The sequence below is a fragment of the Stutzerimonas stutzeri genome, assembly GCF_000952685.1.
Taxonomy (GTDB): domain Bacteria; phylum Pseudomonadota; class Gammaproteobacteria; order Pseudomonadales; family Pseudomonadaceae; genus Stutzerimonas; species Stutzerimonas stutzeri_E.
Genome location: NZ_JYHV01000037.1, coordinates 232,715 through 256,951, shown reverse-complemented (window position 1 = coordinate 256,951; position 24,237 = coordinate 232,715). Strand labels below are relative to the sequence as shown.

Here is a 24,237-nt window from a genome sequence, read left to right as displayed (position 1 = left end):
GGTTTGGAAAATCAGTCCGCCAAATGGACCGCTCTTCAACCTCGCGGCGAGCGAGTCAATGCCTGAGTCGGCGGGTTTGAAATGGCTGGCTCGGCGCGGCGACGGCGGTAGATTGTTCTATACCTATGGAGCCGGACGCCACGAGTGAGGTCCATAGCATTCGTTTCCCGGACGACCCGCAGGGGTCGTCCATCCATCATTTGAGGAGTCCAAAATGGATCATCTCGTTCTAACCGTCATTGCCGAAGATCAGCCCGGGCTGGTCGAGCGCGTGGCCAAGTGCATCGCCGAGCATGGCGGTAACTGGCTGGACAGCCGCATGTCGCGCATGGCTGGCCAGTTCGCCGGGATTTTGCGGGTCGCGGTACCGAAGGACGCTCACGCCGGGCTGACCGATGCGCTGCAACGGCTGGAGCAGCAGGGTATTCGGGTGGTCTTCGCGCGCAGCGGCGAGGTGCCCGAACGCAGCTGGCGAATGATCCAGCTTCAGCTCGTAGGCAACGATCGCTCGGGTATCGTGCGCGACATCACCCGCCTGCTGGCGGGGCACGGCATCAATGTCGAAAGCCTGAACACCGACGTCCTGCCCGCGCCGATGACCAACGAGCTGCTGTTTCATGCCGACGCTCGGCTGGCGGTGCCAGCCGAGCTGTCGCTGGATGAACTCCAGCAGCACCTGGAGACATTGGCCGATGAGCTGATGGTGGAATTGAAACTGCAGTCAGCCGAGTAAACGCCTTACCTCACCGACACTTGGCGCATCAGCCGCCAGGCGTCGTAGCTGTATACCGCCAGGCCGGCCCAGATGCAGATGAACGCGAGCTGGCGGTCAGCGGGGAAGGGCTCGTTGAACACCCACACCGCCAATATCAGCAGTAGGGTTGGCGTGATGTACTGCAAGAATCCCAGCGTCGAATAGGGCAGGTGGCGCGCGGCGGCGTTGAAGCACAGCAGCGGCAACAATGTCACCGGCCCGGCTGCGACCAGCCAGAGAGCCTGTGGATCGGTCCAGAACGACCATTCGGTGCTCGGTCCGCTGCCGAAGAAGAACAGCCAGCCCAGGGCGATCGGTAGCAGTAGCCAGGTTTCGACCACCAGGCCCGGCAGCGCCGCCACCGGCGCCTGTTTGCGCAGCAGACCGTAGGTAGCGAAGCTCAGTGCGAGGGCGATCGACACCCAGGGGAAATCCCCGAGCGTGATCAACTGCAGGAGCACACCGACCACCGCCATCGCCACCGCCAGCCACTGCAGCGGTCGTAGCCGTTCGCGCAGTACGATCAACCCGAGCAGCACATTGACCAGTGGGTTGATGTAATAGCCCAGGCTCGCTTCGAGCATCTGGTCGTGATTGACCGCCCAGACGTAAATCAGCCAGTTGGTCGCGATCAGCACGCTGGAGATCATCAGCACGCCGATTCGCCGCGGGTGAGCGAGCAGTTCCTGCCACCAGCCCGGGTGGCGCCACAGCATGAGCACCAGCGTACCGAACAGCGCCGACCAGATGGCGCGCTGGGTGACGATCTCCAGCGCCGCATACTGTTCGATTGACTTGAAGTAGAGCGGAAACATGCCCCAGATGCAGAAGGTCGTCAGACCCAGTAGATACCCTTTACGCAGATCGGCAGTGGCCATGGAAATTCCGAAACGGTGCGGCGGAGAGCCGGCCATTCTGCGCCTCTGCGATGGCATTTGTCTGCCGCGTCGACCAATCCCGGATGTTCTGAAACGTTCACAAACAGGCGGCATTGAACGGAGCCGGTAACAGCCCGTCTCAGGAGGATGATCGAAGGCCGCGGTAGCGGCCCGTCCGCCACGAGGGGAATCGATGAAATTGCAGAACAAAGTCGCACTGGTCACCGGCAGCTCCCAGGGTATCGGTCGTGGCATCGCCGTGCGTCTGGCCGAGGAAGGCGCCGATCTGGTCATCAATGGCCGGCACGATGACGACGAATCCCAGGCAACCCTCGAGCAGGTTCGTGCGCTGGGTCGCCAGGCCTGTTTCATTGCTGCCGATGTCGGGGTCGCCGCCGAATGCCGGCGGCTGGTGGCGCAGTCAATCGAGCAGATGGGGCGTCTCGACATACTCGTCAATAACGCCGGCGTGCAGCGGCATAGTCCGTTTCTCGAGGCCGGCGAAGGCGATTACGACCTGGTGCTCAACGTCAACCTGCGTGGCCCGTTCTTTCTCGCCCAGGCGTTCGCGCGGCATCTGCGCGATGCCGGCCGAGGCGGGCGGATCATCAATAACAGCTCGGTGCATGAGGAGTTGCCGTTTCCCAACTTCACCAGCTACTGCGCCAGCAAGGGTGGGCTGAAGTTGCTTATGCGCAACCTGGCGATCGAGCTGGCGCCGCTGGGGATCACGGTCAATAACGTGGCACCGGGGGCGATCGAGACGCCAATCAACCGGGCCCTGATGAATCAACCCGAGAAACTGGCCGGCCTGCTCGCCAATATTCCCACCGGTCGCCTCGGGCAGCCACGCGATGTGGCTGGTGCGGTGGCGTTTCTCGCCTCGGACGAGGCCGATTACATCACCGGTACTACACTGGTGATTGATGGCGGACTGCTATGGAACTACAGCGAGCAATGACCGACACCGATCTGAGCCCTTTCGATTACGACACCCGTGCGGTTTCTGACGCAGACACCCTGACCCCGGCGGACCGCTATCAGGAATTGTTCGTGGCGGTGCAAACGCAGCGCGTGTTTCCCGACAGCAAGACCTTCGTTGACTGCGCGCCACGCCAGCATCCAGAGCGGATTCTGGACAGCTATCGGACACGTAGCGGCGAGCCTGGTTTCGATCTGAAAGCCTTCGTGCTGGAGCATTTCGAGGTCTACCAGAGGGCGCCTACGGAGTTCGTGGCCAACCCCGACGACAGCCTGAGCGAGCACATCGACCGGCTCTGGCCGATACTCACCCGACAGCCGCGGCAGCATCCGGAATTCTCCTCACTGCTGCCCTTGCCGCACGACTACGTCGTACCGGGCGGCCGTTTCACCGAGATGTACTACTGGGATTCCTACTTCACCATGCTCGGCCTGGACGAGAGCGGGCATTGCGAGTTGCTACGGTCGATGGCCGACAACTTCGCCTACCTGATCGATACCTACGGGCATGTGCCAAATGGCAATCGGTCCTATTACCTGAGTCGATCGCAGCCGCCGGTTTTCGCGCTGATGATCGATCTGTTCGAGGATACCGGCGTGCATCGCGCGAGCGATTACCTGCCGCAACTGCGTAAGGAATACGCCTTCTGGACCGAGGGCGCCGATCATCTGCGTCCCGGTGAGGCGCATCGGCGCTGTGTCTGTCTGCCCGACGGCAGCGTGCTCAACCGCTACTGGGACGAGCGCGACACCCCCCGCGAGGAGTCCTATCTCGAAGACGTGGAAACCGCGCGTTCATCGAGCCGGCCGGCGCACGAGGTCTATCGCGACCTGCGCGCCGGGGCCGAATCGGGCTGGGATTTCAGCTCACGCTGGCTGGGCGACCCGCAGCGCCTATCGAGTATTCGCACCACCAACATCATTCCGGTGGATCTGAACAGCTTCCTGCACAAGGTCGAATGTCAGATTGCTCGACTCAGTGATCAGAAAGGCTGGCATGCATGCGCCAAGACGTTCCGCCAGCGCGCCGATGCGCGCCTGGCGGCGATCAACCTGTATCTGTGGAGCGATCGGGACGGCGCCTATTTCGACTACGACTGGACGTTGCAAGAGCAGCGCGACAACCTCACCGCCGCGACCCTGACGCCACTGTTCCTCCGGCTCGCCAGTGATCAACAGGCGGAGCGGGTGGCCGATATCGTTCGTGAACGGCTCCTGGCACCTGGCGGGCTGTCGACTACTGAAATTACTGACACCGGTGAACAGTGGGACCGCCCCAACGGCTGGGCGCCGTTGCAGTGGATGGGCATTCGCGGGCTGCAGCGCTACGGGCACAACGCCTTGGCGCTGCAGATCGAAGAGCGATGGTTGAAGGTCGTCTCGCTGCTGTTCGAACAGGAAAGCAAGCTGGTGGAGAAATATGTGCTGCGCCCCAGCGCCGAGCATGCCGGCGGTGGCGAATATCCGTTGCAGGATGGTTTCGGTTGGACCAATGGCGTGATCCGCAAACTGATGCAGGATGACCCCAGCCACGAGGCCCATCGCTGCCGAGCCGGACGATGCCGGGCGGAGTGGGCGCCAGAGTGATATCTGTTCGAAGCCCAGCTTGACGTTGGGCTTGTCGGTGGCCGTCGGTAGTGCAATCGATGCGGTGGTTTGACCTCCCATGAGCGTGCGGGGTCCTGGCGCCCACGTTCGACGATCGGTGGGCCGTCAGTGCGCCGTAATTTGGCCTCCACCCATGTGGCGTTGAGTGCTGGCCGTTCCGCCTGTGAAGTTGCTGCACATGGTTTGGCGTATCTTGTACAGACTCGGCGCGTTACGAGGGGCGCCAACATCATCGCGTGGCCGAGTCGAGTCAGCTCAACAATCTTCTAGCTCAGTTGGTTGGCCGAATGGCCAATCCGGTTCGCACCTGCACTTAACCCTTGCGTAGTTGGCCGCTTGTGTCGGTCGTCCCTCATGGGCCAAGCGCTGCCGCACGTAGCGCCAAGGTTCCATCCGAGTACTCAATCCGGTTCGCTGAATGGCCGATGCTGAGCCTGGCGGTTGGTATCCCGTTGCATCTATCAGCTCGAACGAAGCCGGCCGGACGAGGTAGCGATCGCAGGCCGAGGCGCTGCGATGCACGGGGCAACAGCGGGTCGCTACACCAGCAATCGCACTCAACAGCGTTTAACGAGCTCGTGAAGAACTGATTCTAGCCTCTTCTAAATAAAAACATTTATCAATATCATGCGCATTAACGTTATTTGAAGGGTTGGTCCCATGAGCCTCGTTGTCGCTTCGCCGCCGTTTTCTTTGCGCCCACTGGCGCTTGGTCTGCCAGTTCTGATTGCCTGCTTCGCCGCCGAGGCTCAGGATACGGTTGAGCTGGAGGCACAACAGATCACTGCGCCACGCGAAGTCGAGCGGGGCAATGGCCCGGTCGAAGGCTATGTCGCAAAACGCAGCGTCAGCGGCACCAAAACTGACACACCAATCGTCGAGACCCCGCAGTCGATCAGCGTGATCACTGCCGATCGCATCCGCGACCAGGGTTCGCTGACCATCCAGGACTCGCTGCGCTATGTCGCCGGCATGCGCGGCGAGGCCTATGGCTTCGACAGTCGTGGCGACTCCGCACTGATTCGCGGTGTGTCTCCGACGACCTTTCTCAATGGCCTGCAGCTGAGCGTCGGTAACTACAACAACACACGCACCGATCCTTTCACGCTGGAACGCGTCGAGGTGATAAAGGGACCGTCGTCCATGCTCTATGGGCAGAGTTCGGTCGGCGGCTTGCTCAATTTCGTCAGCAAGCGTCCGCAGGCCGAACAGAAGAGCGAGCTGCAGCTGCAGTACGGCAGCTTCGACCGCAAGCAGATCGCCTTCGACAGCACCGGTCCGCTGGATGAAGACGGCACGTTGCTCTATCGCGTGGTCGCGATCCAGCGTGACAGCCAGACCCAGGTCGATCACACCAAGGACAACCGCCTGCTGTTCATGCCGTCGCTGACCTGGCGTCCCAACGAGCAGTTCGAATGGACGCTGATGGCCAATGTGCAGAAGGACGACGGCGGCACCACCAGCTCCTTTTTGCCGCACCGCGGCACGGTGCTCAGCGCGCCCTATGGCGAGATTGGCAGTGAGCGCTTCGTCAGCGAGCCGGGCTTCGATGAGTACGACAGCGAGCAGAAAGCGCTGACCTCGCAGATGGCCTGGCAACTTGATGCCACCTGGACGCTGCGGCAGAACCTGCGCTGGCAGAAGAGCAAGGTCAGCTATCAGACCATGTACGGTTGGCCGCCGGTACTCGGCGCCGACGACCGCACGGTCAACCGCGTCTGGTCCATTTCCAAGCCGGAAGTCACCATCTGGACGGCCGACCATCAGGCCGAGTCGCGCTTCGACACTGGCGCGCTGCAGCACACCGCGCTGGTGGGTATCGACTACCGGCATGCCGTCACCGATAGCCGGACCGCTCGCGGCGTGGCCACCCCGCTGGACCTCTACGATCCGGTGTACGGCACCTTCGATCCGTCCGGCATCACGCTTTCCGACGTTCCGCAGCAGCGCGTCGCTCAGCAGGGCCTGTACGCCCAGGACCAGATCCGCTACCAGAACTGGCTGATGACTCTCGGTCTGCGCAAGGATTGGGCGGACACGCGAGTCGAGGAGGGCACTCGGCAGAAGGATGACGCGGTCACCGGTCGCGTCGGTCTGACGTACCTGTTCGACAATGGCGTGGCGCCCTACATCAGCTACAGCGAATCCTTCACGCCGATCATCGGTCTGGATAACTTCACTCAGCAGTCCTACAAACCGCTCGAGGGCGAGCAGTGGGAGCTCGGTGTGAAATACCAGCCGGCTGGTAGCAACACGCTGCTCACGGCCGCGGTGTTTGATCTGCGCGAGAAGAACCGCCAGATGCCCAACCCGGCGAATCCTCTCAGCACCATCCAGGCCGGCGAAGCGCGGGTCAAGGGACTGGAGCTCGAAGGGCTGGTCGAGCTGAACCCGAACTGGGATCTGATCAGCACCTACACCTACCTGGACAGCGAAGTGGCCAAGGGCCCCTCCGCCCAGCAGGGCAAGCGCATCGCCAGCGTGCCTGAACATATGGCCTCGCTGTGGTCGCAGCACCGCTTCAGCATCGCCGGCATTCCCGGCTTCAGCGCTGGTGCCGGTGTGCGTTACGTCGGCGCCAGCTGGGATGGCACCGATACGCTGAAGACGCCATCGACGACGCTGTTTGACGCCCTGCTCGGCTACGCCTATCAGGACTGGGCCTTCACCCTTAACGCCACCAACCTGGAAGACGAGACCTACTACACCACCTGCCTGTCGCGTGGCGACTGCTTCACGGGCAACCGCCGCACCGTGGTGGCGACCGCGAGCTACAGCTTTTGAACGTCGCTGAGCCGCGCGCCGCTTGCAGGCCAGCAAGGGAGGATTCGAGGTGAGTCGCAACGTATCCATAAACCGCTGGAACATCGCGTCGCGTGTGCTCGCGGCGCTGGTCGGCGGCTATGCGGTCGCCTACGCGGTGACCGCCTTTCTGGCGGTCTACCTGCCGCTGGTCCGGCCTGATCGTGTGGTGTTTTCCAGCCTCGCCAGCTTTGCCGTGTGGACGGCGGTGGTGATCTACGTGTTCGCCGCCCGCAGTGCCACGCGGGTATGGCTGTTGATCGTCGGCGTGACCGCGGTGCTGTGCCTGGCCGCGTTCTTTTCCGGCGACTGGAGGGTTCGTCCATGAAACTGCGCCAAAGCATGGCCGGCTTGCACACCTGGGGCGGACTGCTGCCGAGCTGGCTGCTGTTCGTGATCATCTTCGCCGGCACTGTGGCCTGCTTCGACAAAGAACTCACCCGCTGGATGCGCCCCGCGCTACATGATGGTGTGGTCTCGAGCCTGGGCGCGGACGATGTGCGCGGCTGGCTGCAGCAGAACGTCAGCGAAAAGCTCCACGCGTTCTGGATGCACGGCCCGACCGAGCGCGAGCCTTACTGGCGGCTCGGTTGGGAAGTCGATGGCAGCGAGACCTTCAACAACGTCGCCTTCGATCCGCGCGGTACGCAGGCCGTACCGATGCCGGAAACGGTCGGCGGCGAGTTCTTCTTCAAGCTGCACTACAACCTGCACGCCGGCGACATCGGCATGTACATCGTCGGCCTGGCCGGCATGTTCATGCTCGTCGCGCTGGTGTCGGGGGCGATCATCCACCGGCGCATCTTCAAGGACTTTTTCACCCTGCGGCCCAAGGCCAACGGCCAGCGTGCCTGGCTCGATGCGCACAACCTGTTCGGCGTAGTCGGTTTTCCATTCCATCTGGTACTGGCGTATACCGGTGTGGCGATCTTCGCCGCGACCTATATGCCGGCCGCCGCCCAGGTGAGCTATTCCGGCAATGTCATGCAGTACTTCAGTGAGGTGATGGGTAGCTTCGAGCGCGAAGAAGTGCACCAGCCGCCGGCTACCCCGGTGTCGCTCGACGCGCTAATCGCCGAATCGCGCCAGCAATGGGGCGGTGGCGAGGTGGGTTGGGTCAGCGTGCATCATCCCGATGATGCCTCGGCCGTGGTCGACGTCCGCCTTCGTGACCGTTCGCGTATCGGTTCGCCGCAAGACACCCTCAGCTATGACGCCAGTACCGGTGAGCTGCTCAACCGCCAGGACGCCTCCACCGGCTATCGCGCCTACCTCTGGCTGGCGGGGCTGCACATGGCGCAGTTCGGCGGCACGCTGGTGCGTCTGCTTTATCTGCTGATGGGGCTTGCCGGTTGCGCGATGCTGATCGGCGGGCTGCAGGTCTGGCTGGCCAAACGCGAGCAGCGCGGTGATGCGAGTGTGGTCTGGGTGCGCGCATTGAACGCGTCGGTGTTCGCCGGTCTGCCGCTGGCCAGTCTGGCGCTGCTGTGGGGTAATCGGCTGATCCCGGCGACATTAGCCGAACGTGCCGTGGCCGAAGGCTGGGTGTTCGTCGGCGTCTGGTTGCTGGCTGTGCTCTGGGCCGTTCTGCGCCGCCATCAGAGCCGTCGCCTGCTGCGCGAGCAACTGCTGCTCGGCGCCGTGCTCGCGCTCGGCTTGCCGGTCGTCAACGCGCTGACCTCCGATGGTCATCTGATCGCCAGCGTCGGACGCGGTGACTGGGCCTTGGCGTCGGTCGATCTGTTCATGATCGTCGTGGGGCTGGTCTGTGCGGCCTGCGCCTGGCGCTTGAACACAACGCCGGTTGCCGCTGCGGCGCGCGGTCGGACCACTCGCGTGCAAGAGGCCTGACCATGCTGCTATTGGCTTTCGCAATGGCCTACCTGGGCATGACGCTGCTCTGCCTGGCCATGAACCGCCACCGTGGCGTGCTGTTGCGCGCCGATACGCATCTGCTGGGGATAAGGGGGCTGCGGACGCTGGCTGCGGGCTGCTTCGGCGTCGCTCTGTGGCTGTGCATCGCCAGCGAGGGCGGTGAGATGGGAGCGGTTGTCTGGCTTTGCCTGGTGATGCTGGCCGGCATCATGCTGGCGTTGCTGCTCGCCTGGCGGTCACGTTGGGTACTGCCTGTGGCGCCGCTATTGGCGGTCTGCGGCGTTTTGCTGGTGATGTACTAGCGCCGTACCCGGCACTCGTTGAAATCGGTTTCCCGCGTTTCATTCCGCTGGCAGCCGATTCCCCGGATGTCGGCAAATGACTCAAGGCCGGCGATAGGGCGAAGTTACCGCCGGGGACAGATCCAACGTGCCCTTCTCGACGAAGCGCTGCGTGCCGAACAACCCACCGGCCAGCTTGCCGCGCAGCACGTAGGGCACTTCGTTCATGCCGATGTTCTCGGCCAGCCCCAACGCTTGGCGCGCCGCCGAGAAGGCGGAAACCGTCACCGGCACGCCCAGCACGGCTTCGCCGAAGCGCGGCACGCTGCCGCTCGCGTCGCTGACGCCGCTGGCCAGACGCCGGCCGTTGACGTCCAGATCGAGCGCGACCCCGTTGTAATCGAGCGCCATGTCGTTGGGGTTCTGTATTCGCAGCTTGACCTCCATGCGCAGCTCCAGCCCTTCGCCCGGCAGGGGCTGGATGCCGGCGACCTGGACGTTCAGCGGATCGCGCTGGCCGAAGGCCGCGCAGCCGGCCAGGCTCAGTACCAATAGGAGCGTGGATAACAAAGAGACAGCGGGTATCGCTCGGTGTATGTGCATAAGGCGCTCTACTCGGATTTCCTGGTGAGGCTGCCCAGGCCCTGCAGCAACTCCATGGGCAGCGGGAAGACGATCGTCGAGTTCTTGTCGCCTGCGATGTTGCTCAACGTCTGCATGTAGCGCAGCTGCATCGCACCGGGCTGGCGGCCGAGCATCTCGGCCGCCTGCATCAGTTTCTCCGATGCCTGCAATTCGCCCTCTGCATGAATGACCTTGGCGCGCCGCTCGCGTTCCGCTTCGGCCTGGCGCGCGATGGCGCGGATCATCGACTCGTCGAGGTCCACATGCTTGATCTCGACGTTGGCGACCTTGATCCCCCAGGCGTCGGTCTGGGCGTCGAGCACCTGCTGGATGTCGTTGTTGAGCTGCTCGCGCTCGGCCAGCATGTCGTCCAGATCATGCTTGCCCAACACCGCCCGCAGGGTGGTCTGGGCCAACTGACTGGTGGCCGAATGATAATCCTCGACCTGAATGATGGCTTTTTCGGCGTCCAGTACCCGGTAATAGACCACGGCGTTGACCTTCACCGACACGTTATCGCGGGAGATCACGTCCTGGGTCGGTACGTCCAGTACCAGCGTGCGCAGATCGACCCGCACCATTTGTTGAATGCCCGGGATGACCAGAATCAGCCCGGGCCCTTTGACTCTCCAGAAGCGGCCCAGCTGGAATACCACGCCACGTTCGTATTCACGCAGGATACGAAAGGCTGATGCCAGCAATGCGATCAGTAGCACCAGCACCGCTATGAAGCTCATTTCAAAACCCATGATTCACCTCTTCTCGATGGGCGGCGCGTCGGCCGCAGTGACGTCCAGTTGCAACCCGCGTCTGGCCACGACGCGGACCTGCTGACCCAGGTGCAGGGGCGAGGGGCTCACCACCTGCCAGTGTTCGCCCTGCAGCTGCACCCAGCCGCAGGCGGGGTCGTTCGTTTCGATTCGGGTCACCGGCGCCAGGCTGCCGACCAGCTCGGCGTCACCACTGACCAGGCGTTGCCGACGTGCCTTGAGCGCCATGCTGACGATGGCGAACAGCAGCAGCGCACTGAGTGCTGCCAGCGTACCGATCAAGGCCAGGGGAATACCGTAGCCCGGCACGTCGGTGTCGAACAGGATCACCGCGCCGGTGACGAAGGCGGCCACGCCACCCAGACCGAGCACGCCGAAACTGGGTATGAAGGCCTCGGCAACCATGAAGCCCAATCCCAGCAGAATCAGTGCCACGCCGGCGTAGTTCACCGGCAGCAGTTGCAGCGAGTACAACGCCAGCAGCAGGCAGATACCGCCGACCACACCGCCACCGCCGGTGCCCGGGTTGGAAAACTCGAATATCAGGCCGTAGATACCGATCATCATCAGGATCAGTGCCACGCTGGGGTTGGTGATCACCGCCAGCAGGCGCACGCGCCAGTCCGGATCGTAGCGGTCGAGCGTGGCGTTGGCGGTGTGCAGCGTTCGCTCTCCTGCACCGGTCCGAAGGGTCTTGCCATCGAGTTGGGCAAGCAGGTCCGAGAGATCGGTCACCAAGTAGTCGACCACCTTGAGCTTCAGTGCTTCGTTGGCCGACAGGCTGACTGCTTCGCGCACCGCTTGCTCGGCCCACTCGGCGTTGCGTTCGCGCAATTGCGCCAGGCCGCGAATGTAAGCAGCGGCATCGTTGACCTGTTTGCGGCTCATGGCGTCGCCGTGCTCGGCCCCCGCTGGGGCCGCGTCGGGTTTTTTCTCGGGGGGCGCGCCCGGCGTGCCGCCAATCTGCACGGGCGTGGCAGCGCCGAGGTTGGTGCCCGGACTCATCGCGGCGACATGGCTGGCGTAGAGCATGTAGGTCCCGGCACTGGCCGCGCGCGCGCCGCTGGGCGTGACATGGGTGGCGATGGGCACGGGGCTGGCGAGAATTTCCTTGATGATCGCGCGCATCGAGCTGTCCAGGCCGCCCGGCGTGTCGAGCTGCAGCACCAACAGCTGCGCATTGGTTTGCGCTGCGCGCTGGATGCCCCTGATGAGGTAGTCGGCACTGGCCGGCCCGATGACCCCATCGACTCGCAGGACGGTGACTGGCGCTGCAGCCAGCGCCGTGCCGGTGCATCCCAGCCACGAGATCAGCAGCAGCGACAGCAGCCTAGCCAGGTGGTCGAAGCGGCGGTGGCGCATGGGCGTGATCCTCCGTGGGCGGCGATTGTCATGACAGTGATCGCGGCAGCACCAAAGAGGATAGTTCAGCTGGCGCGGGGCTCCTGTCGCGTAGCCGATCATTTACCGGCCGGATGGAAACGGCCTGAACTCTATCGCGCTATCGGGCCTCACAATTCAGAAGGTCGTTGCGCACGAAATATCCTGTCGGCTCGCCATTGAGGAGTATCCATGCGTATTCATCATCTCAACTGTGGCTGCATGTGTCCGCTGGGTGGGCGCCTGTTTGACGGTTTCAGCCCTGGACTGACGGCCAGTCTGGTGTGCCACTGCCTGTTGATCGAGACCGAGCGGCACGGGCTGGTACTGGTCGATACCGGCTTCGGCAACTGCGATGTGTTGGAGCCGCGCAAGCGACTCAGTTCTTTCTTCATTGCGCTCAACAACATCAAGTTCGAGCGTCGTTTAACGGCACTGGAGCAGGTTCGCCAACTGGGCTTCGCCCCTGAAGATGTCCGCCACATTCTCCTGACTCACCTGGATTTCGATCACGCCGGCGGGCTGGAGGATTTCCCTGAGGCGCAGGTTCATGTGTTGCAGCGGGAAATCGACGCGGCGCGTGGCACCCATAGTTTCATTGGTCACCAACGTTATCGTCAGCGCCAGTGGGACGCGGTGCGCAACTGGCAGTTCTATCAGCCGGGAGGCGACAGTTGGTTCGGCTTTCAGGCCGTCAGGGAGCTGCGCGGGCTTCCTCCGGAGATTCTGCTGATCCCGCTGACGGGGCACACACATGGACATGCGGGCGTCGCACTGCAGAGCGGCGACGGTTGGTTGCTGCACGCCGGCGACGCCTACTTCTACCGCGACGAAGTGGGCCAGAACGAGCGTCATTGCACGCCGGGACTGCGCTTGTATCAACGCATGATGGAGGTGGATCGTCCGGCGCGCCTGGCCAACCAGCATCGCCTCTGGACCTTGTCAATGGAGCACAAGGGTGAGGTAACGCTGTTCTGCAGCCACGATGCCAAAGAGTTCGAGCGCATGCATGCGGGAGGGCGCTGATGTCGCCGCAAGACGACCGCACCGGCGGGGCGGTGCGCGCCATGATGGGCTATGTACGCTGGATCGGCCTGGTGGCCTGCTCGCTGGCCGGGCTGGGTTATTTGCTGGTGGGGCATTTCAATATGGCCGGTCTGATGCTCGCTTTGGCGGTGCTGTCGTGGATCAACATCCGGCGCAAGCGCGGTGCGCGACCCGGCTCACCCCCGGCCGACCATTAGCGGGCCGATGGCGAATGCGCTCGCGGCGATACAGACGCGCCACCGGTTTCGACGCCTGCTGCCTGCCTGTCCGCTTCGGTCGCCGCTTAATTCGGTGCCTTTATTGGCCGGTTGGCACGCCAACGCCAAAGGAACCCCCAGGGTTCGATCGGGTCGATTCACAGTAGGCGTTAAGCCAGAACCAGACCTTAGGGGACCATGATGGACCTGATCCGAATCATCTTCGCGATACTGCTGCCTCCGCTGGGGGTGTTTCTACAAGTCGGCTTCGCGGGCGCCTTCTGGCTGAATATCCTGCTGACCCTGCTGGGTTACATCCCAGGGATCATTCACGCAGTGTGGATCATCGCGCGACGCTGAGTCGGACGTTGGTACAAAGCCCGGCCATTCAGCCGGGCTTTTTGTGCTTGTAAGCGGGGCGGTGTAAAGTCCACGGTCGACCGCGTGCGTGAGGCTATCTCACGCGAATCACTTTGAACTTGACGGGATCGGAGCGTTCGTTTCTGCGACGCAGCTCCCGCGCTGCCGTGGGTCACTGCCGCTGCGCAGCACCTGGGAAGGAACCAGATGGGCAACTCTTTCATCGATCAGAACCACTTCAGGCGCATCCTCAACCGCAACGTGGCGGTTCCCCTCGGGTTCGGTTTCCTCAGTGCGTTTTTTTTCAGCGTCATCGTCTATTTCCTGTTGAACGTCAGTCATTGGGTAGAGCGCTCGGTGCTGGGTGTGTCCTACGCCCATGAGATGCTGAAATCGATCGGCGAGCTGGAAGCCTCGATGCGCGGCTATCTCGTGGCCGGCGAGGAGATTTTTCTCGAGCCCTACCGCAGCGAATTACCGGCATTCGGAGACCAGCTCCGGAAGATCAGGCGATACGCAGAAGATGATCCGGTGCAGCTGGGACGTATCAAACGCGTCGAGGAGCTGCATGACCAGTGGGTCGGGTTCGCCGAGGAGGCGATCACCCGTCGCGCGCGGAACGAGCCGGTCTTGGACTACGTGCGAAGCCAGCGCGGACTGGAACTCAAGCGAGAGCAGCGGAGACTGCTCAACGATTTTATCGCCTATGAACGACAGGTTCGCGCCGAACGCACCGATACCGCAGAGTTGGTCACCACCGCGCTGATCGGCGGTTTTCTGCTGTTTAGCCTGATATTCAGCGGTCTGCTGGTTTACTTCGGGCGGCGCGATCTGCTCAGCCTGTCGGATAGCTATGCGCAATCGCTCGAGCAACAGCAGGCGCATGCCGCGGCGTTGGAACAGCAGGCCTGGTATCGCACCGGCCAGACGCTGCTCAGCGAGTCGATGCTCGGCGAGCAAGGGTTGACGACCCTGGGGCAGAACATTCTCAGTTTTCTCGCACGCTACCTCGACGTGGCCGTCGGGGCGCTTTACGTCGTTCAGGACGGCAAGCTGCAGCGGATCGCGGAGTTCGGCTGGGACAAGGACAAGCTGCACAGCGATCGCACCCTGGTGCTCGGCGAGGGGTTGGTGGGGCAGGTGGCGCTGGAACGTCGGATGATGGGCCTGGACAGCTTGCCGGCTGGGTACCTGAAGGTCAGCTCGGCGCTGGGCAGCACCGATGCCAGGTCCGTGCTGATCGTTCCGGTGGAAGACAGCGGCATGCTCAATGCGGTGTTGGAGATTGGTTTCCTGCGGCCGTTGCGAGATGACGACAACGAGTTGCTGCGGCGCGTCAGCGGCAGCATCGGCTCGGCCATCGAAGCCGCGCGCTATCGTCAGCGGCTGCAGCGAGCCCTGGCCGAAACCCAGCAGCTCAACGAGGAGTTGCAGGTGCAGCAGGAAGAACTGCGCGCCGCCAATGAGGAACTCGAAGAACAATCGAGCGCGTTACGCGAATCGCAAGCACACATGGAAGAACAGCAGGCCGAGCTGGAACAGACCAACGAGCAGCTCGCCGAGCAGGCTCTGGAGCTTGCGCGGCAGCGTGACGAGATGGATCTGAAGAATCAGCGTCTGCATGAAGTCCAGCTGATGCTTGAGGAACGTGCTGACGAATTGCAACGCGCCAGCCGTTACAAGTCGGAATTCCTGGCCAACATGTCCCATGAATTACGTACGCCGCTGAACAGCTCGCTGATTCTCGCCAAGCTGCTGGCCGACAACCCCGAAGGCAACCTGCGCGACGACCAGGTGCAGTTCGCCCGTTCCATCTACTCGGCCGGCAACGATCTGCTCAACCTGATCAACGATATCCTCGATATCGCCAAGGTCGAGGCCGGCAAGCTCGACGTGCGTCCTGAGCTGGTCATCCTGGCGCGAATGGTCGACGGGCTGAAGAGTCTGTTCCTCGCCCAGGCGCTGGACAAATCGCTGCAGTTCGACGTCGAGCTGGGCGATGGCCTGCCGGCCAGCCTCTATACCGATCGTCAGCGGCTCGAACAGGTGCTCAAGAACCTGATGGCGAATGCCTTCAAATTCACCGAAAAAGGCTCGGTCACCCTGCGCGTGACGCGGCATGACGATCGTCAGCTCGCCTTCGCTGTGCAGGATTCAGGTATCGGTATCGCCAAGGACCAGCAGGCGGTGATCTTCGAAGCGTTCCGCCAGGCGGACGGCACCACCAATCGGCGTTACGGTGGGACCGGCCTGGGGTTGTCGATTTCCCGCGAGCTGGCTCAACTGCTGGGCGGCACCATCGAAGTGCACAGCGAACCAGGTGCCGGCAGCGTGTTTACTCTGATCGTCCCGGAGCACTACAGCGAGCCCGTTGCCGATGAGTCAACGACGCGGTTGCCGCCTCCGTCTCTGCCGGAGTCGACCGCCGCTGCGGCCCAGCCCCAGTCCACAGCGCTGGCGGCCGCACCGGCATGGCTAGGCGAACCGTCGGTACCGACGCTGGCTGACGATCGCAACAGAGCACCGTTCAGCGAGCGCTCGGTGCTGGTCATCGAAGACGATCCGCATTTTGCCTGCATCCTGCGCGACCTCGCACACGAGCTGAAGTACAGCTGCCTGATCGCGCAAAGCGCCGATGCCGGTTTCGACACCGCCGTGGAGTATCGCCCCGATGCCATCCTGCTGGACATGCGACTGCCCGACCATTCCGGCCTGACCGTGCTCGAGCGTCTCAAGGAAGATCCCATCACGCGGCATATCCCGGTGCATATCGTCTCCGTCGAGGACCGCAAGGAGGCTGCCCTGCAAATGGGGGCGATCGGCTACGCGGTCAAGCCGACCAGCCGAGACGATCTCAAGCAGGTCTTCAGCCGGCTGGACGCGAAGTTGGCGCAGAAAGTGAAGCGCATCCTGTTGGTCGAGGACGATGCCCGGCAGCGCGAAAGCGTGTCGCGGCTGATCGAGGACATCGACGTCGAAATCACCGCGGTGGAATTCGGCGAGCAGGCCCTTGAGCTGCTGCGCTCCACCGTTTTCGACTGCATGATCATCGACCTCAAGCTGCCTGACATGGATGGTTACGAGCTGCTCGAACGCATGGCACGCGAGGAAATCTGTTCTTTTCCACCGGTCATCGTCTACACCGGGCGCAACCTGACGCGCGACGAGGAAGCCGCGCTGATGAAGTATTCGCGCTCGATCATCATCAAGGGTGCGCGCTCGCCGGAGCGGCTGCTCGACGAGGTCACGCTGTTCCTGCACAAGGTCGAGTCGGACATGCCACCAGAGCGGCAGAAGATGCTCAAGAGCGTGCGCAGCCGTGAAAAAGCCTTCGAGGGCCGCAAGATCCTGGTGGTCGATGATGACGTGCGCAACGTCTTCGCGCTGACCAGTGCGCTGGAGCAGAAGGGTGCGCTGATCGAGATCGCCCGCAACGGTCACGAAGCCATCGCGCAGTTGCAGAGCGTCGATGACATCGACCTGGTGCTGATGGACATCATGATGCCCGAGATGGACGGCTTCACTGCTATGCAGGAAATCCGCAAGGATTCGCGCTTTGCCAAGCTGCCGATGATCGCGGTGACCGCCAAGGCCATGAAGGACGACCAGGACCGTTGCCTGGTCGCCGGTGCCAATGATTACCTGGCCAAACCCATCGATCTCGATCGCCTGTTCTCGTTGATTCGCGTCTGGTTGCCTAAAGTGGAGCTGCTGTGACATGCCCGAACGCTCCCAGGCCATCGAGCTGAAGCTGCTGATCGATGCGATCTATCTGCGCTACAGCTACGACTTCCGCGATTATTCCGGCGCCTCACTCAAGCGCCGGATACTCTTGGCGCTGAAGCAAATGCGCTGCGATAGCATTTCGGAGCTGCAGCACAGAATCCTCTATGATCCGCAGACGTTCATGGAGCTGCTGCAATTTCTCACCATCCCGGTGAGCGAGATGTTTCGCGATCCGAGTTATTTCCTGGCGCTGCGCGAGCATGTGGTGCCGGTGCTGCGTACCTATCCGTCGTTGAAGATCTGGATCGCAGGTTGCAGCACTGGGGAAGAGGTCTACTCGATGGCGATCCTGCTCAAGGAAGAGGGCTTGCTCGAGCGCACCATTCTCTACGCTACCGATATCAATCCGCGTTCGCTGGAGCAGGCGCGCCGGGGTATTTTCGATATCGGCGACATGCGTCAGTACACCGAGAACTACCAGCGTGCCGGGGGAAAACACAGCCTCAGTAGCTACTACACTGCAGCCTATGATTCGGCGATCATGGATAAGTCATTGAAAGAAAAGGTGACTTTTGCCGATCATAGCCTGGCGACGGACAGTGTGTTTGCCGAAACCCAACTGGTTTCCTGCCGCAATGTCCTGATCTACTTCAACAAACCATTGCAGGATCGAGCCTTTGGCCTGTTTCACGATTCTCTGTGTCACCGCGGTTTTCTCGGGCTGGGCAGCAAGGAAACCGTGGAATTCTCCGGCTACGCTGGACGCTACGAAGCGTTCGACAAGCAGGAAAGGATCTTCCGCAAGCTATGAAACTCAGGGTCATCGACACTTCAACCAATCCCCTGGCCCGGCGCATCGATGCCGTGGTGATCGGCGCCTCCGCGGGTGGTCTGGCCGCGTTGAGTATGTTGGTCGAAGGGCTGACGAGCGATCTGCGCCAGCCGCTGTTGATGGTCCAACACGTGCCGCCGAGCGGGCCGACTCAATTGGCTGAAATCTTCCGGCGAAAGACGGCACTGCGGGTCAAGGAAGCGGATGACAAAGAAGTGGTGCGCGGTGGGACCCTGTACTTCGCGGCGCCTGGTTACCATTTGCTGGTCGAAGCGGATCTGTCCCTGTCGCTCAGCCAGGACGATGCGGTTCATTTTTCTCGTCCCTCGATCGACGTGCTGTTCGAGTCGGCCGCCGATGCCTGGGGCGATCGCGTCGCCGGCATCCTGCTGACCGGCGCCAATGAAGATGGCGCTGCCGGCCTGGAGGCGATCAGGCGCTCCGGCGGCGTCACCATCGTTCAGGATCCCGAGGAAGCCGAGGTTCCGACCATGCCGCTTTCCGCACTCCAGCGCTTTGCGCCGGATTACATCTTGCCCTTGCGCGATATCCATAATTTGTTGCGCGAACTGGAGTGACCCATGCCTGACCACACCGATGAAGCGAACCTGCTGATCGTCGATGATTTGCCGGAAAACCTGCTGGCGCTGGATGCCATTCTCAGGAGTCCGGGCGTTCGCGTTCATCAGGCTGAATCGGCGGAGCAAGCGCTCGAGCTGCTGTTGCAGCATGAGTTCGCGTTGGCCATTCTCGACGTCCAGATGCCTGGCATGGACGGCTTCCAGCTGGCAGAGCTGATGCGTGGTACTGAGCGCACCAAGCACATCCCCATCGTTTTCGTCAGCGCCGCGGGTCGCGAATTGAATTACGCCTTCAAGGGCTACGAGAGCGGTGCGGTGGATTTCATGCACAAGCCTCTCGATACCCATGCGGTGCGCAGCAAGGTCAGCGTGTTCGTCGATCTCTATCGCAATCGCAAGCGAATGGCGCGTCAACTCGAAGCGCTCGAGCTCAGCCGCCGGGAGCAGGAGGTGCTGCTCAACGAACTGCGCAGCACCAAAGCTGAACTGGAAGACGCGGTGCGCATGCGCGATGACTTCATGTCGATCGTTTCCCACGAGCTGAAAACGCCGCTTAACACGCTGATTCTCGAGGTCCAACTGCGCAAGCTGCAGCTTGGCCGAAACAATCTCGCTGCCTTCACTGAAGACAAGCTGCGGCAGATGGTCGACAAGGACGAGCGGCAGATTCAAAGCCTGATCCGCCTGATCGACGACATGCTCGATGTGTCACGGATCCGCACCGGAAAGCTGTCGATCCGCCCCAGCCGCGTCGATCTGGGCAAGCTGACCGCCAGCGTCGTGGAGAACTTCGCGCCGCAAATGGAGGCCAGTGGCTGCACGCTGCTGTTCCAGCGCCCGGAGCCGATCATCGGAGTTTGGGACGAGTTTCGTATCGAGCAGGTGCTGGCGAACCTCCTGACCAATGCGATGCGCTACGGTGCAGGCAAGCCGGTGCAGGTCAACGTTAGCGCCAGCCCGACGACTGCCTGTATTGAAGTGCGCGACCAGGGCATCGGCATCAGCCAGAACAGTCTCGAACGAATCTTCTGCCAGTTCGAGCGCGCCGAAGGCAGCGAGAGCAGTGCCGGGCTCGGGCTTGGATTGTTCATCGCCGAGCAGATCGTCAAGGCGCACGACGGTCGCATTCAAGTGGAAAGCGAAGAGGGCAAGGGCGCGCTGTTTCGCGTCCTGCTGCCGCTGAACGCCGAGGCCTGAGGCGGCCCCGGCCGGCCTTTCAGCGCCAGGTTAGTTGCGGCCAGCCCCTGGCCTCGGCTTGCTCGCGCAGCAGCGGGTCGGGGTTCACTACGTAGGGATGCGCCACCTGCTCGAGCAGCGGCAGGTCGTTGATCGAGTCGGAGTAAAAATGCGCGCCGTCCAGCGATTCGCCGGCCGCGTCGGCCCACTCGCGTAGCCGTGCCACCTTGCCCTCACGGTAAGTCAGAACCCCCCGTGTATTGCCGCTGTAGAAGCCGTGCTGCTCCTCCAGTTGGATCGCCAGCACCTCGTCGATACCGAGCCGTTCGGCGACGGCTCCGACGAGAAATTCCGCTGAAGCGGATATCACCAGAATGCGGTCACCGGCTTTGCGATGCTCGGCGATATGGCGCATAGCATCGCTGTAGATCAGCGGTTCGATCACGTCCTCGACGAACGGCCCGACCACATGGGCGACCTCTTCGGCGGTGCGGCCCACCAGCGGTGCCAGGCTGAACGCCATGTAGTCCTCCATCGCCAGCCGGCCGAACGCGTACTCGGCCATCAATTCGGCGTCCTTGCGCAGGAAGGATTCAGCGTCCACCCAGCCGATCTTGGCCATTTCCTGCGACCAGAGGCTGGCGCAGTCGCCGTCTATCAACGTTTCGTCCAGGTCGAATATCGCCAGTGCCATCAAGCCACCTCGTGAATTGCGGAAGCGTCGATGGTAAGGCCTACCTGGCGACCGTGGGGATGAAGATCGGAGGCGGAGCGATTGAGCACGTCCACCAATAGCTCGACGCCACGCGCTTCGACCCGATAGCGGATCACATTGCCGAGCAGACTGTGGCTTCTGATCACGGCCGCGATCCCGTCGCTACCCTCGGCTGCATTGACGAGAGCGATGGCCTCCGGGCGGATCGCCACCTGAGCACTGATCGGACGCTGCAGTAGTCGTGAGGCCACGTCTGCCGCGAGCAGGTTGTAGTTACCGATGAAGCCCGCCGCAAAGGCATCCACCGGTGATGTGTAGAGCGTCTCGGCGTCGGCGCTCTGGACGATCCGCCCGGCGTTCATCAACAGGATGCGATCCGAGAGGGTCAACGCTTCTTCCTGATCGTGGGTGACGAAGATGGTAGTCAGCCCCAACTCTTTCTGAATTGCACGGATCTGTTCACGCAGATGCTTGCGGATGCGCGCATCGAGCGCCGACAAGGGTTCGTCGAGCAGCAGTAGGCGGGGACGTGTGACCAATGAGCGTGCCAGTGCCACACGCTGGCATTGCCCGCCCGAGAGCTGGCTGGGGTAGCGTCGGGCAAACTCGCCGAGCTCGACCATTGCCAACACCTCGTTTACCCGCCGGGCGCTTTCGTCTCTGGCGACCTTCTGCATGCGCAGGCCGAACGCGACGTTCTGCTCGACCGTCATGTTGGGGAACAGCGCGTAGCTCTGGAACACCATGCCGATCTGGCGCTTCTGCGGTGAAAGCGGCACCAGATCCTCCCCGTCCAGCAGGATCTGTCCGCCGTCGACTTCGGTGAGCCCAGCGATGCAGCGCAGCAGCGTGGACTTGCCGCAGCCAGACGGACCGAGCAGCGTGATCAGCTCGCCCTTGGCGACTTCGCAATCGATATCGCTGAAGACCTGGGTGTCGCCAAAGGCTTTGTGCAGGCTGCGGATGGAAAGGTAACTCATGGGATGTTCCTGTCTAAAAAGCCGCTGCAGTGGTCAAAATGGATCGGGTGGCGTTCCGCGTCAGCCCACGGCTCTACGAAGCCGTCGTGCCGGGCGTTTCGTAAATCGTCAGGACCTGTCTCGGTTCAGCCGGGTCGCCGCCCAAGTGAACACCAGCACGAAGAAAAAGTAGGAAATCACCAGCGCACTGTTGAAGTGGCCGCTGCTGTTTTTCATGTTGTTCAGGTACACCTGTAGGGTTTCGTAGCGCGTGCCCACCAGCAGATTGGCGAACACGAATTCGCCGAACAGAAACGAGAACGACAGGAACAGCGACACCATCAGTCCCTTGCGCAGGTTTGGCAGCACGACAAGGAACGCCGCCTTCCAGGTGCTGGCGCCAAGCAGGTGGGCGGCGTCCATCAGGTCGCGCAGGTTGATCGCCTGCAGGTTGTTGCTGATGGCGCGGTACATGAACGGCAGCGCGATGGTGAAGTAGGCGCCGATCAGGATCCAGGGTGTGCCGACCATCGCCAGCGGCCCCGAGCCATAAAGCTGCAGCAGCCCGACCGAGGACACTACCGGCGGCACCGCGAAGGGCAGCAGGATCAGGATGTTCATCAGCCCGTCGAGTTTCGGGAAGTGGTAATGCACGACGAACAGCAGCGGCAGGATCAGCACCACCGCCAAAGCCAGCGCACCAAAGCAGACCAGCAGTGATTGAGCGAACGCCCGCAGGAAGCGTTCGTCACTCCACAGTTGTAAATACCAGTCAAAGGTCAAGCCGTCCGGCAGGATGGTCGCCGACCAGCTGCTGGAAATCGAATAGAGGAAGGTCGCAGCCAGTGGTAACAGCAGGATAAGAAACAGCAGCCAGACCACTGTGCGGTGATACAGCGCGCCACGTTTGGCTTCAGCGGCTCGCATGGTAACTCCTCTTGAGCAGCACCTGATGCGCCACGGTAATCACGCCCATCAGCCCGACCAGCACCATAGACAATGCGCTGGCCATGTTCGGATCGAGGGAGATATCGCCGGAAATCATCGCCGCGATTCGGATCGGCAACACGTTGAAGTTGCCCGTAGTGAGGTAGTAGACCGTGGCATAGGCCCCCAGCGCATTGGCCAGCAGGATGACGAAGGTGCCGAGCAGCGCTGGGGTAAGCACCGGCAGGCCGATGTAGCGCCAGTAGCTCCAGGTACCGGCGCCTAGCAAGGAAGCCGACTCGCGCCAGTCCTCGCGCAGCGCGTCGAATGCGGGGTAGAGCAGCAACACGCCCAGCGGAATCTGGAAGTAGGTGTAGAGCACGATCAGGCCGGTTTTGGAGTAGAGGTTGAAGTCCTCGATGATTCCGGCCTGCTTCAGGAGGATCGTCAGCGCCCCGTTGAAACCGAGCAGGATGACAAAGGCAAACGCCAGCGGCACGCCGGCAAAGTTGCTGGTCATGTTGGAAAAGGCCATGACGAAGTCGCGTAGTTTGGAGTCGACCTGACGCAAGGAATAACTGCCGAGAATCGCGATGACTATGCCGAAAAGGCTCGACCAGAAGGCGATCTGCAAACTGTGCTTGATGGCTTGCAGATAGAACTTCGAACCAAAGATCTTCTGGAAATTGGCCAGGCCCCAGCCATCAGCCGTATGCAGGCTGTTGACCGTCACCCACAGCAGCGGGGCGATCTGGAAGGCGAAGAAGAACGCGGCGAAAGGCAGCAGGCAAAGCAGCGCCAGGCGTTTACTGCCTGGAGACCTGTGACTGGCGACCGTCGGCGCCGCGCTGTCGCGGATGGCGGCGGTCTTGAGGTTGTTCTCAAGCGGCGCGGTCATTTCAGCAGCTCCCGGCACAGCGGTTTGTCATGGGCAACGCCGAGCAGTTCGCACAGCGTGCCGCAGAGTTCAGTCTGTTTCGGTCGAGCAGTGGGGTCGAGGCTGAATGCCGAACCCAGCACGAACAGCGGGACCTCGCGTTCCTCTGGTAGCAGTCCGTTATGGGAGCGATCGTTGTTCATGCCGTGGTCGGCGGTGACCAACACCTGATAGCCGTCATCCAGCCAGCGTTGCAGATACTCGGCCAGCAGAACATCAGCGCGGCGCGCGGCGTTGCGGTATTGAGACGAATCCAGGCCGTGCTTGTGGCCGGCGTCGTCGATGTTCATCGGATGCACCAGCAAAAAGTCCGGGTTGTGTCGTAAGCGCAGGCTTTCAGCATCGGCGAACAGATGCGAGTCCGGATAGTGGTCTTCGTAGTAGAAGTGTCCGTGCTGGATGGGCCGCTCCGGGGTGTCGCTGTGGCGGTCGCGTGCCGCCTGGAAGGGCGTGCGATTATAGAGTTCGCTGACCCAATGGTAGGCCGCAGCTGCTGTGCTCAGCCCGGCATCACGGGCATGGTGGAAAATGCTGTGTTCGTTGGATAAGCGCACCACCTCGTTGTGCACGATACCGCTATCGATCGGCGGCACGCCGGTGAGGATGCATTCATATAGCGGCCGGGATAGCGCCGGTAGCTCGCAGTGCAGCCGGTACAGCGCACCGCGCCCGGCCATGCAGTACGCCTGCAGATGACCGAGCGCGTGCTCGGCGACCTGGTAGTTGAGGCCATCGAGAATGACGAGAATGGCTTTGCCCATGGCGCGTTCCTTGTTGAGGGCGGTCGTAGGTGGGTCGGGCGGAGCTCCGCTTCAGCCCACCGCCCG

23 protein-coding genes are annotated in these 24,237 nt (G+C 62.2%); 14 read left to right on the top strand and 9 right to left on the bottom strand.

Annotation, left to right across the window (positions count from 1 at the left end; genetic code table 11):
- Window positions 1–214 precede the first annotated feature (214 nt).
- Window positions 215–733 carry a glycine cleavage system protein R gene (locus tag UF78_RS19825; protein WP_045163932.1) on the top strand — a complete coding sequence of 173 codons (519 nt, stop codon included), beginning with the start codon at window positions 215–217 and terminating at the stop codon, window positions 731–733.
- A gap of 5 nt (window positions 734–738) precedes the next feature.
- Here UF78_RS19825 and rarD read toward each other — a convergent pair whose 3' ends face one another.
- Window positions 739–1,632: an EamA family transporter RarD gene (rarD, locus tag UF78_RS19820; RefSeq protein WP_045163931.1), complete on the bottom strand. Its 894-nt coding sequence runs from the start codon at window positions 1,630–1,632 to the stop codon at window positions 739–741.
- Between the two features lie 193 nt (window positions 1,633–1,825).
- Here rarD and UF78_RS19815 point away from each other — a divergent pair, with 193 nt between their 5' ends.
- The 6 genes from UF78_RS19815 to UF78_RS19790 all read left to right on the top strand — a co-directional run bounded on the left by UF78_RS19815 (window position 1,826) and on the right by UF78_RS19790 (window position 9,200).
- Window positions 1,826–2,593 (top strand): SDR family NAD(P)-dependent oxidoreductase, encoded by a 768-nt coding sequence (locus UF78_RS19815; RefSeq protein ID WP_045163930.1) that lies wholly within the window; start codon window positions 1,826–1,828, stop codon window positions 2,591–2,593.
- Window positions 2,590–4,200, top strand: coding sequence for an alpha,alpha-trehalase TreF (gene treF / locus UF78_RS19810; RefSeq protein WP_045163929.1), 1,611 nt, complete (start codon window positions 2,590–2,592; stop codon window positions 4,198–4,200). The genes UF78_RS19815 and treF overlap by 4 nt, the downstream gene beginning before the upstream one ends.
- A gap of 681 nt (window positions 4,201–4,881) precedes the next feature.
- The gene (locus UF78_RS19805; protein WP_045163928.1) at window positions 4,882–7,005 is read left to right on the top strand and encodes a TonB-dependent siderophore receptor; all 2,124 of its coding nucleotides are present in this window, start codon (window positions 4,882–4,884) and stop codon (window positions 7,003–7,005) included.
- Between the two features lie 49 nt (window positions 7,006–7,054).
- The gene (locus tag UF78_RS19800) at window positions 7,055–7,351 is read left to right on the top strand and encodes a DUF3649 domain-containing protein (protein WP_045163927.1); all 297 of its coding nucleotides are present in this window, start codon (window positions 7,055–7,057) and stop codon (window positions 7,349–7,351) included.
- On the top strand, window positions 7,348–8,874 hold the full coding sequence (locus tag UF78_RS19795) for a PepSY-associated TM helix domain-containing protein (protein ID WP_045163926.1): 1,527 nt from the start codon (window positions 7,348–7,350) through the stop codon (window positions 8,872–8,874). Before UF78_RS19800 ends, UF78_RS19795 begins: the two co-directional genes overlap by 4 nt.
- Window positions 8,875–8,876: 2 nt before the next feature.
- The gene (locus UF78_RS19790) at window positions 8,877–9,200 is read left to right on the top strand and encodes a DUF3325 domain-containing protein (protein ID WP_045163925.1); all 324 of its coding nucleotides are present in this window, start codon (window positions 8,877–8,879) and stop codon (window positions 9,198–9,200) included.
- Between the two features lie 81 nt (window positions 9,201–9,281).
- On the opposite strand, the gene UF78_RS19785 is transcribed toward UF78_RS19790, so the two are convergent.
- The 3 genes from UF78_RS19785 to UF78_RS19775 are packed head-to-tail and all read right to left on the bottom strand — an operon-like array spanning window position 9,282 to window position 11,935.
- Window positions 9,282–9,782 (bottom strand): LEA type 2 family protein, encoded by a 501-nt coding sequence (locus UF78_RS19785; protein ID WP_045163924.1) that lies wholly within the window; start codon window positions 9,780–9,782, stop codon window positions 9,282–9,284.
- Between the two features lie 8 nt (window positions 9,783–9,790).
- Window positions 9,791–10,552 (bottom strand): slipin family protein, encoded by a 762-nt coding sequence (locus UF78_RS19780; protein ID WP_045163923.1) that lies wholly within the window; start codon window positions 10,550–10,552, stop codon window positions 9,791–9,793.
- Window positions 10,553–10,555: 3 nt separating this feature from the next.
- Complete coding sequence (locus UF78_RS19775; RefSeq protein WP_045163922.1) at window positions 10,556–11,935, bottom strand: NfeD family protein; 1,380 nt, start codon at window positions 11,933–11,935, stop codon at window positions 10,556–10,558.
- A gap of 210 nt (window positions 11,936–12,145) precedes the next feature.
- On the opposite strand from UF78_RS19775, the gene UF78_RS19770 reads away from it, so the two are divergent.
- The 7 genes from UF78_RS19770 to UF78_RS19740 all read left to right on the top strand — a co-directional run bounded on the left by UF78_RS19770 (window position 12,146) and on the right by UF78_RS19740 (window position 19,893).
- Complete coding sequence (locus tag UF78_RS19770) at window positions 12,146–12,979, top strand: MBL fold metallo-hydrolase (RefSeq protein ID WP_045163921.1); 834 nt, start codon at window positions 12,146–12,148, stop codon at window positions 12,977–12,979.
- Window positions 12,979–13,197, top strand: coding sequence for a hypothetical protein (locus tag UF78_RS19765; protein WP_045163920.1), 219 nt, complete (start codon window positions 12,979–12,981; stop codon window positions 13,195–13,197). Before UF78_RS19770 ends, UF78_RS19765 begins: the two co-directional genes overlap by 1 nt.
- A 201-nt stretch (window positions 13,198–13,398) precedes the next feature.
- On the top strand, window positions 13,399–13,557 hold the full coding sequence (locus tag UF78_RS22745; RefSeq protein ID WP_003286662.1) for a YqaE/Pmp3 family membrane protein: 159 nt from the start codon (window positions 13,399–13,401) through the stop codon (window positions 13,555–13,557).
- 207 nt (window positions 13,558–13,764) lie between these two features.
- Window positions 13,765–17,274: a response regulator gene (locus tag UF78_RS19755; RefSeq protein ID WP_045163919.1), complete on the top strand. Its 3,510-nt coding sequence runs from the start codon at window positions 13,765–13,767 to the stop codon at window positions 17,272–17,274.
- A 1-nt stretch (window position 17,275) separates the two neighbouring features.
- Complete coding sequence (locus tag UF78_RS19750) at window positions 17,276–18,094, top strand: CheR family methyltransferase (RefSeq protein WP_045163918.1); 819 nt, start codon at window positions 17,276–17,278, stop codon at window positions 18,092–18,094.
- On the top strand, window positions 18,091–18,693 hold the full coding sequence (locus UF78_RS19745; RefSeq protein ID WP_045163917.1) for a chemotaxis protein CheB: 603 nt from the start codon (window positions 18,091–18,093) through the stop codon (window positions 18,691–18,693). The genes UF78_RS19750 and UF78_RS19745 overlap by 4 nt, the downstream gene beginning before the upstream one ends.
- A 3-nt stretch (window positions 18,694–18,696) precedes the next feature.
- A complete protein-coding gene (locus UF78_RS19740) occupies window positions 18,697–19,893 on the top strand; it encodes a hybrid sensor histidine kinase/response regulator (RefSeq protein ID WP_045163916.1) in 1,197 nt (398 codons plus the stop codon).
- A gap of 19 nt (window positions 19,894–19,912) precedes the next feature.
- On the opposite strand, the gene UF78_RS19735 is transcribed toward UF78_RS19740, so the two are convergent.
- From UF78_RS19735 to UF78_RS19715, 5 genes are all read right to left on the bottom strand, one after another.
- Window positions 19,913–20,566, bottom strand: a complete 654-nt coding sequence (locus UF78_RS19735) for an HAD family hydrolase (RefSeq protein WP_045163915.1) — start codon at window positions 20,564–20,566, stop codon at window positions 19,913–19,915.
- Window positions 20,566–21,567: an ABC transporter ATP-binding protein gene (locus UF78_RS19730; RefSeq protein ID WP_045163914.1), complete on the bottom strand. Its 1,002-nt coding sequence runs from the start codon at window positions 21,565–21,567 to the stop codon at window positions 20,566–20,568. The genes UF78_RS19735 and UF78_RS19730 overlap by 1 nt, the downstream gene beginning before the upstream one ends.
- A gap of 108 nt (window positions 21,568–21,675) precedes the next feature.
- Window positions 21,676–22,473, bottom strand: a complete 798-nt coding sequence (locus tag UF78_RS19725; RefSeq protein ID WP_045163913.1) for an ABC transporter permease — start codon at window positions 22,471–22,473, stop codon at window positions 21,676–21,678.
- The gene (locus UF78_RS19720; RefSeq protein ID WP_230623707.1) at window positions 22,460–23,371 is read right to left on the bottom strand and encodes an ABC transporter permease; all 912 of its coding nucleotides are present in this window, start codon (window positions 23,369–23,371) and stop codon (window positions 22,460–22,462) included. The genes UF78_RS19725 and UF78_RS19720 overlap by 14 nt, the downstream gene beginning before the upstream one ends.
- Window positions 23,368–24,171, bottom strand: a complete 804-nt coding sequence (locus tag UF78_RS19715; RefSeq protein ID WP_045163912.1) for an alkaline phosphatase family protein — start codon at window positions 24,169–24,171, stop codon at window positions 23,368–23,370. The genes UF78_RS19720 and UF78_RS19715 overlap by 4 nt, the downstream gene beginning before the upstream one ends.
- Window positions 24,172–24,237: the final 66 nt, after the last annotated feature.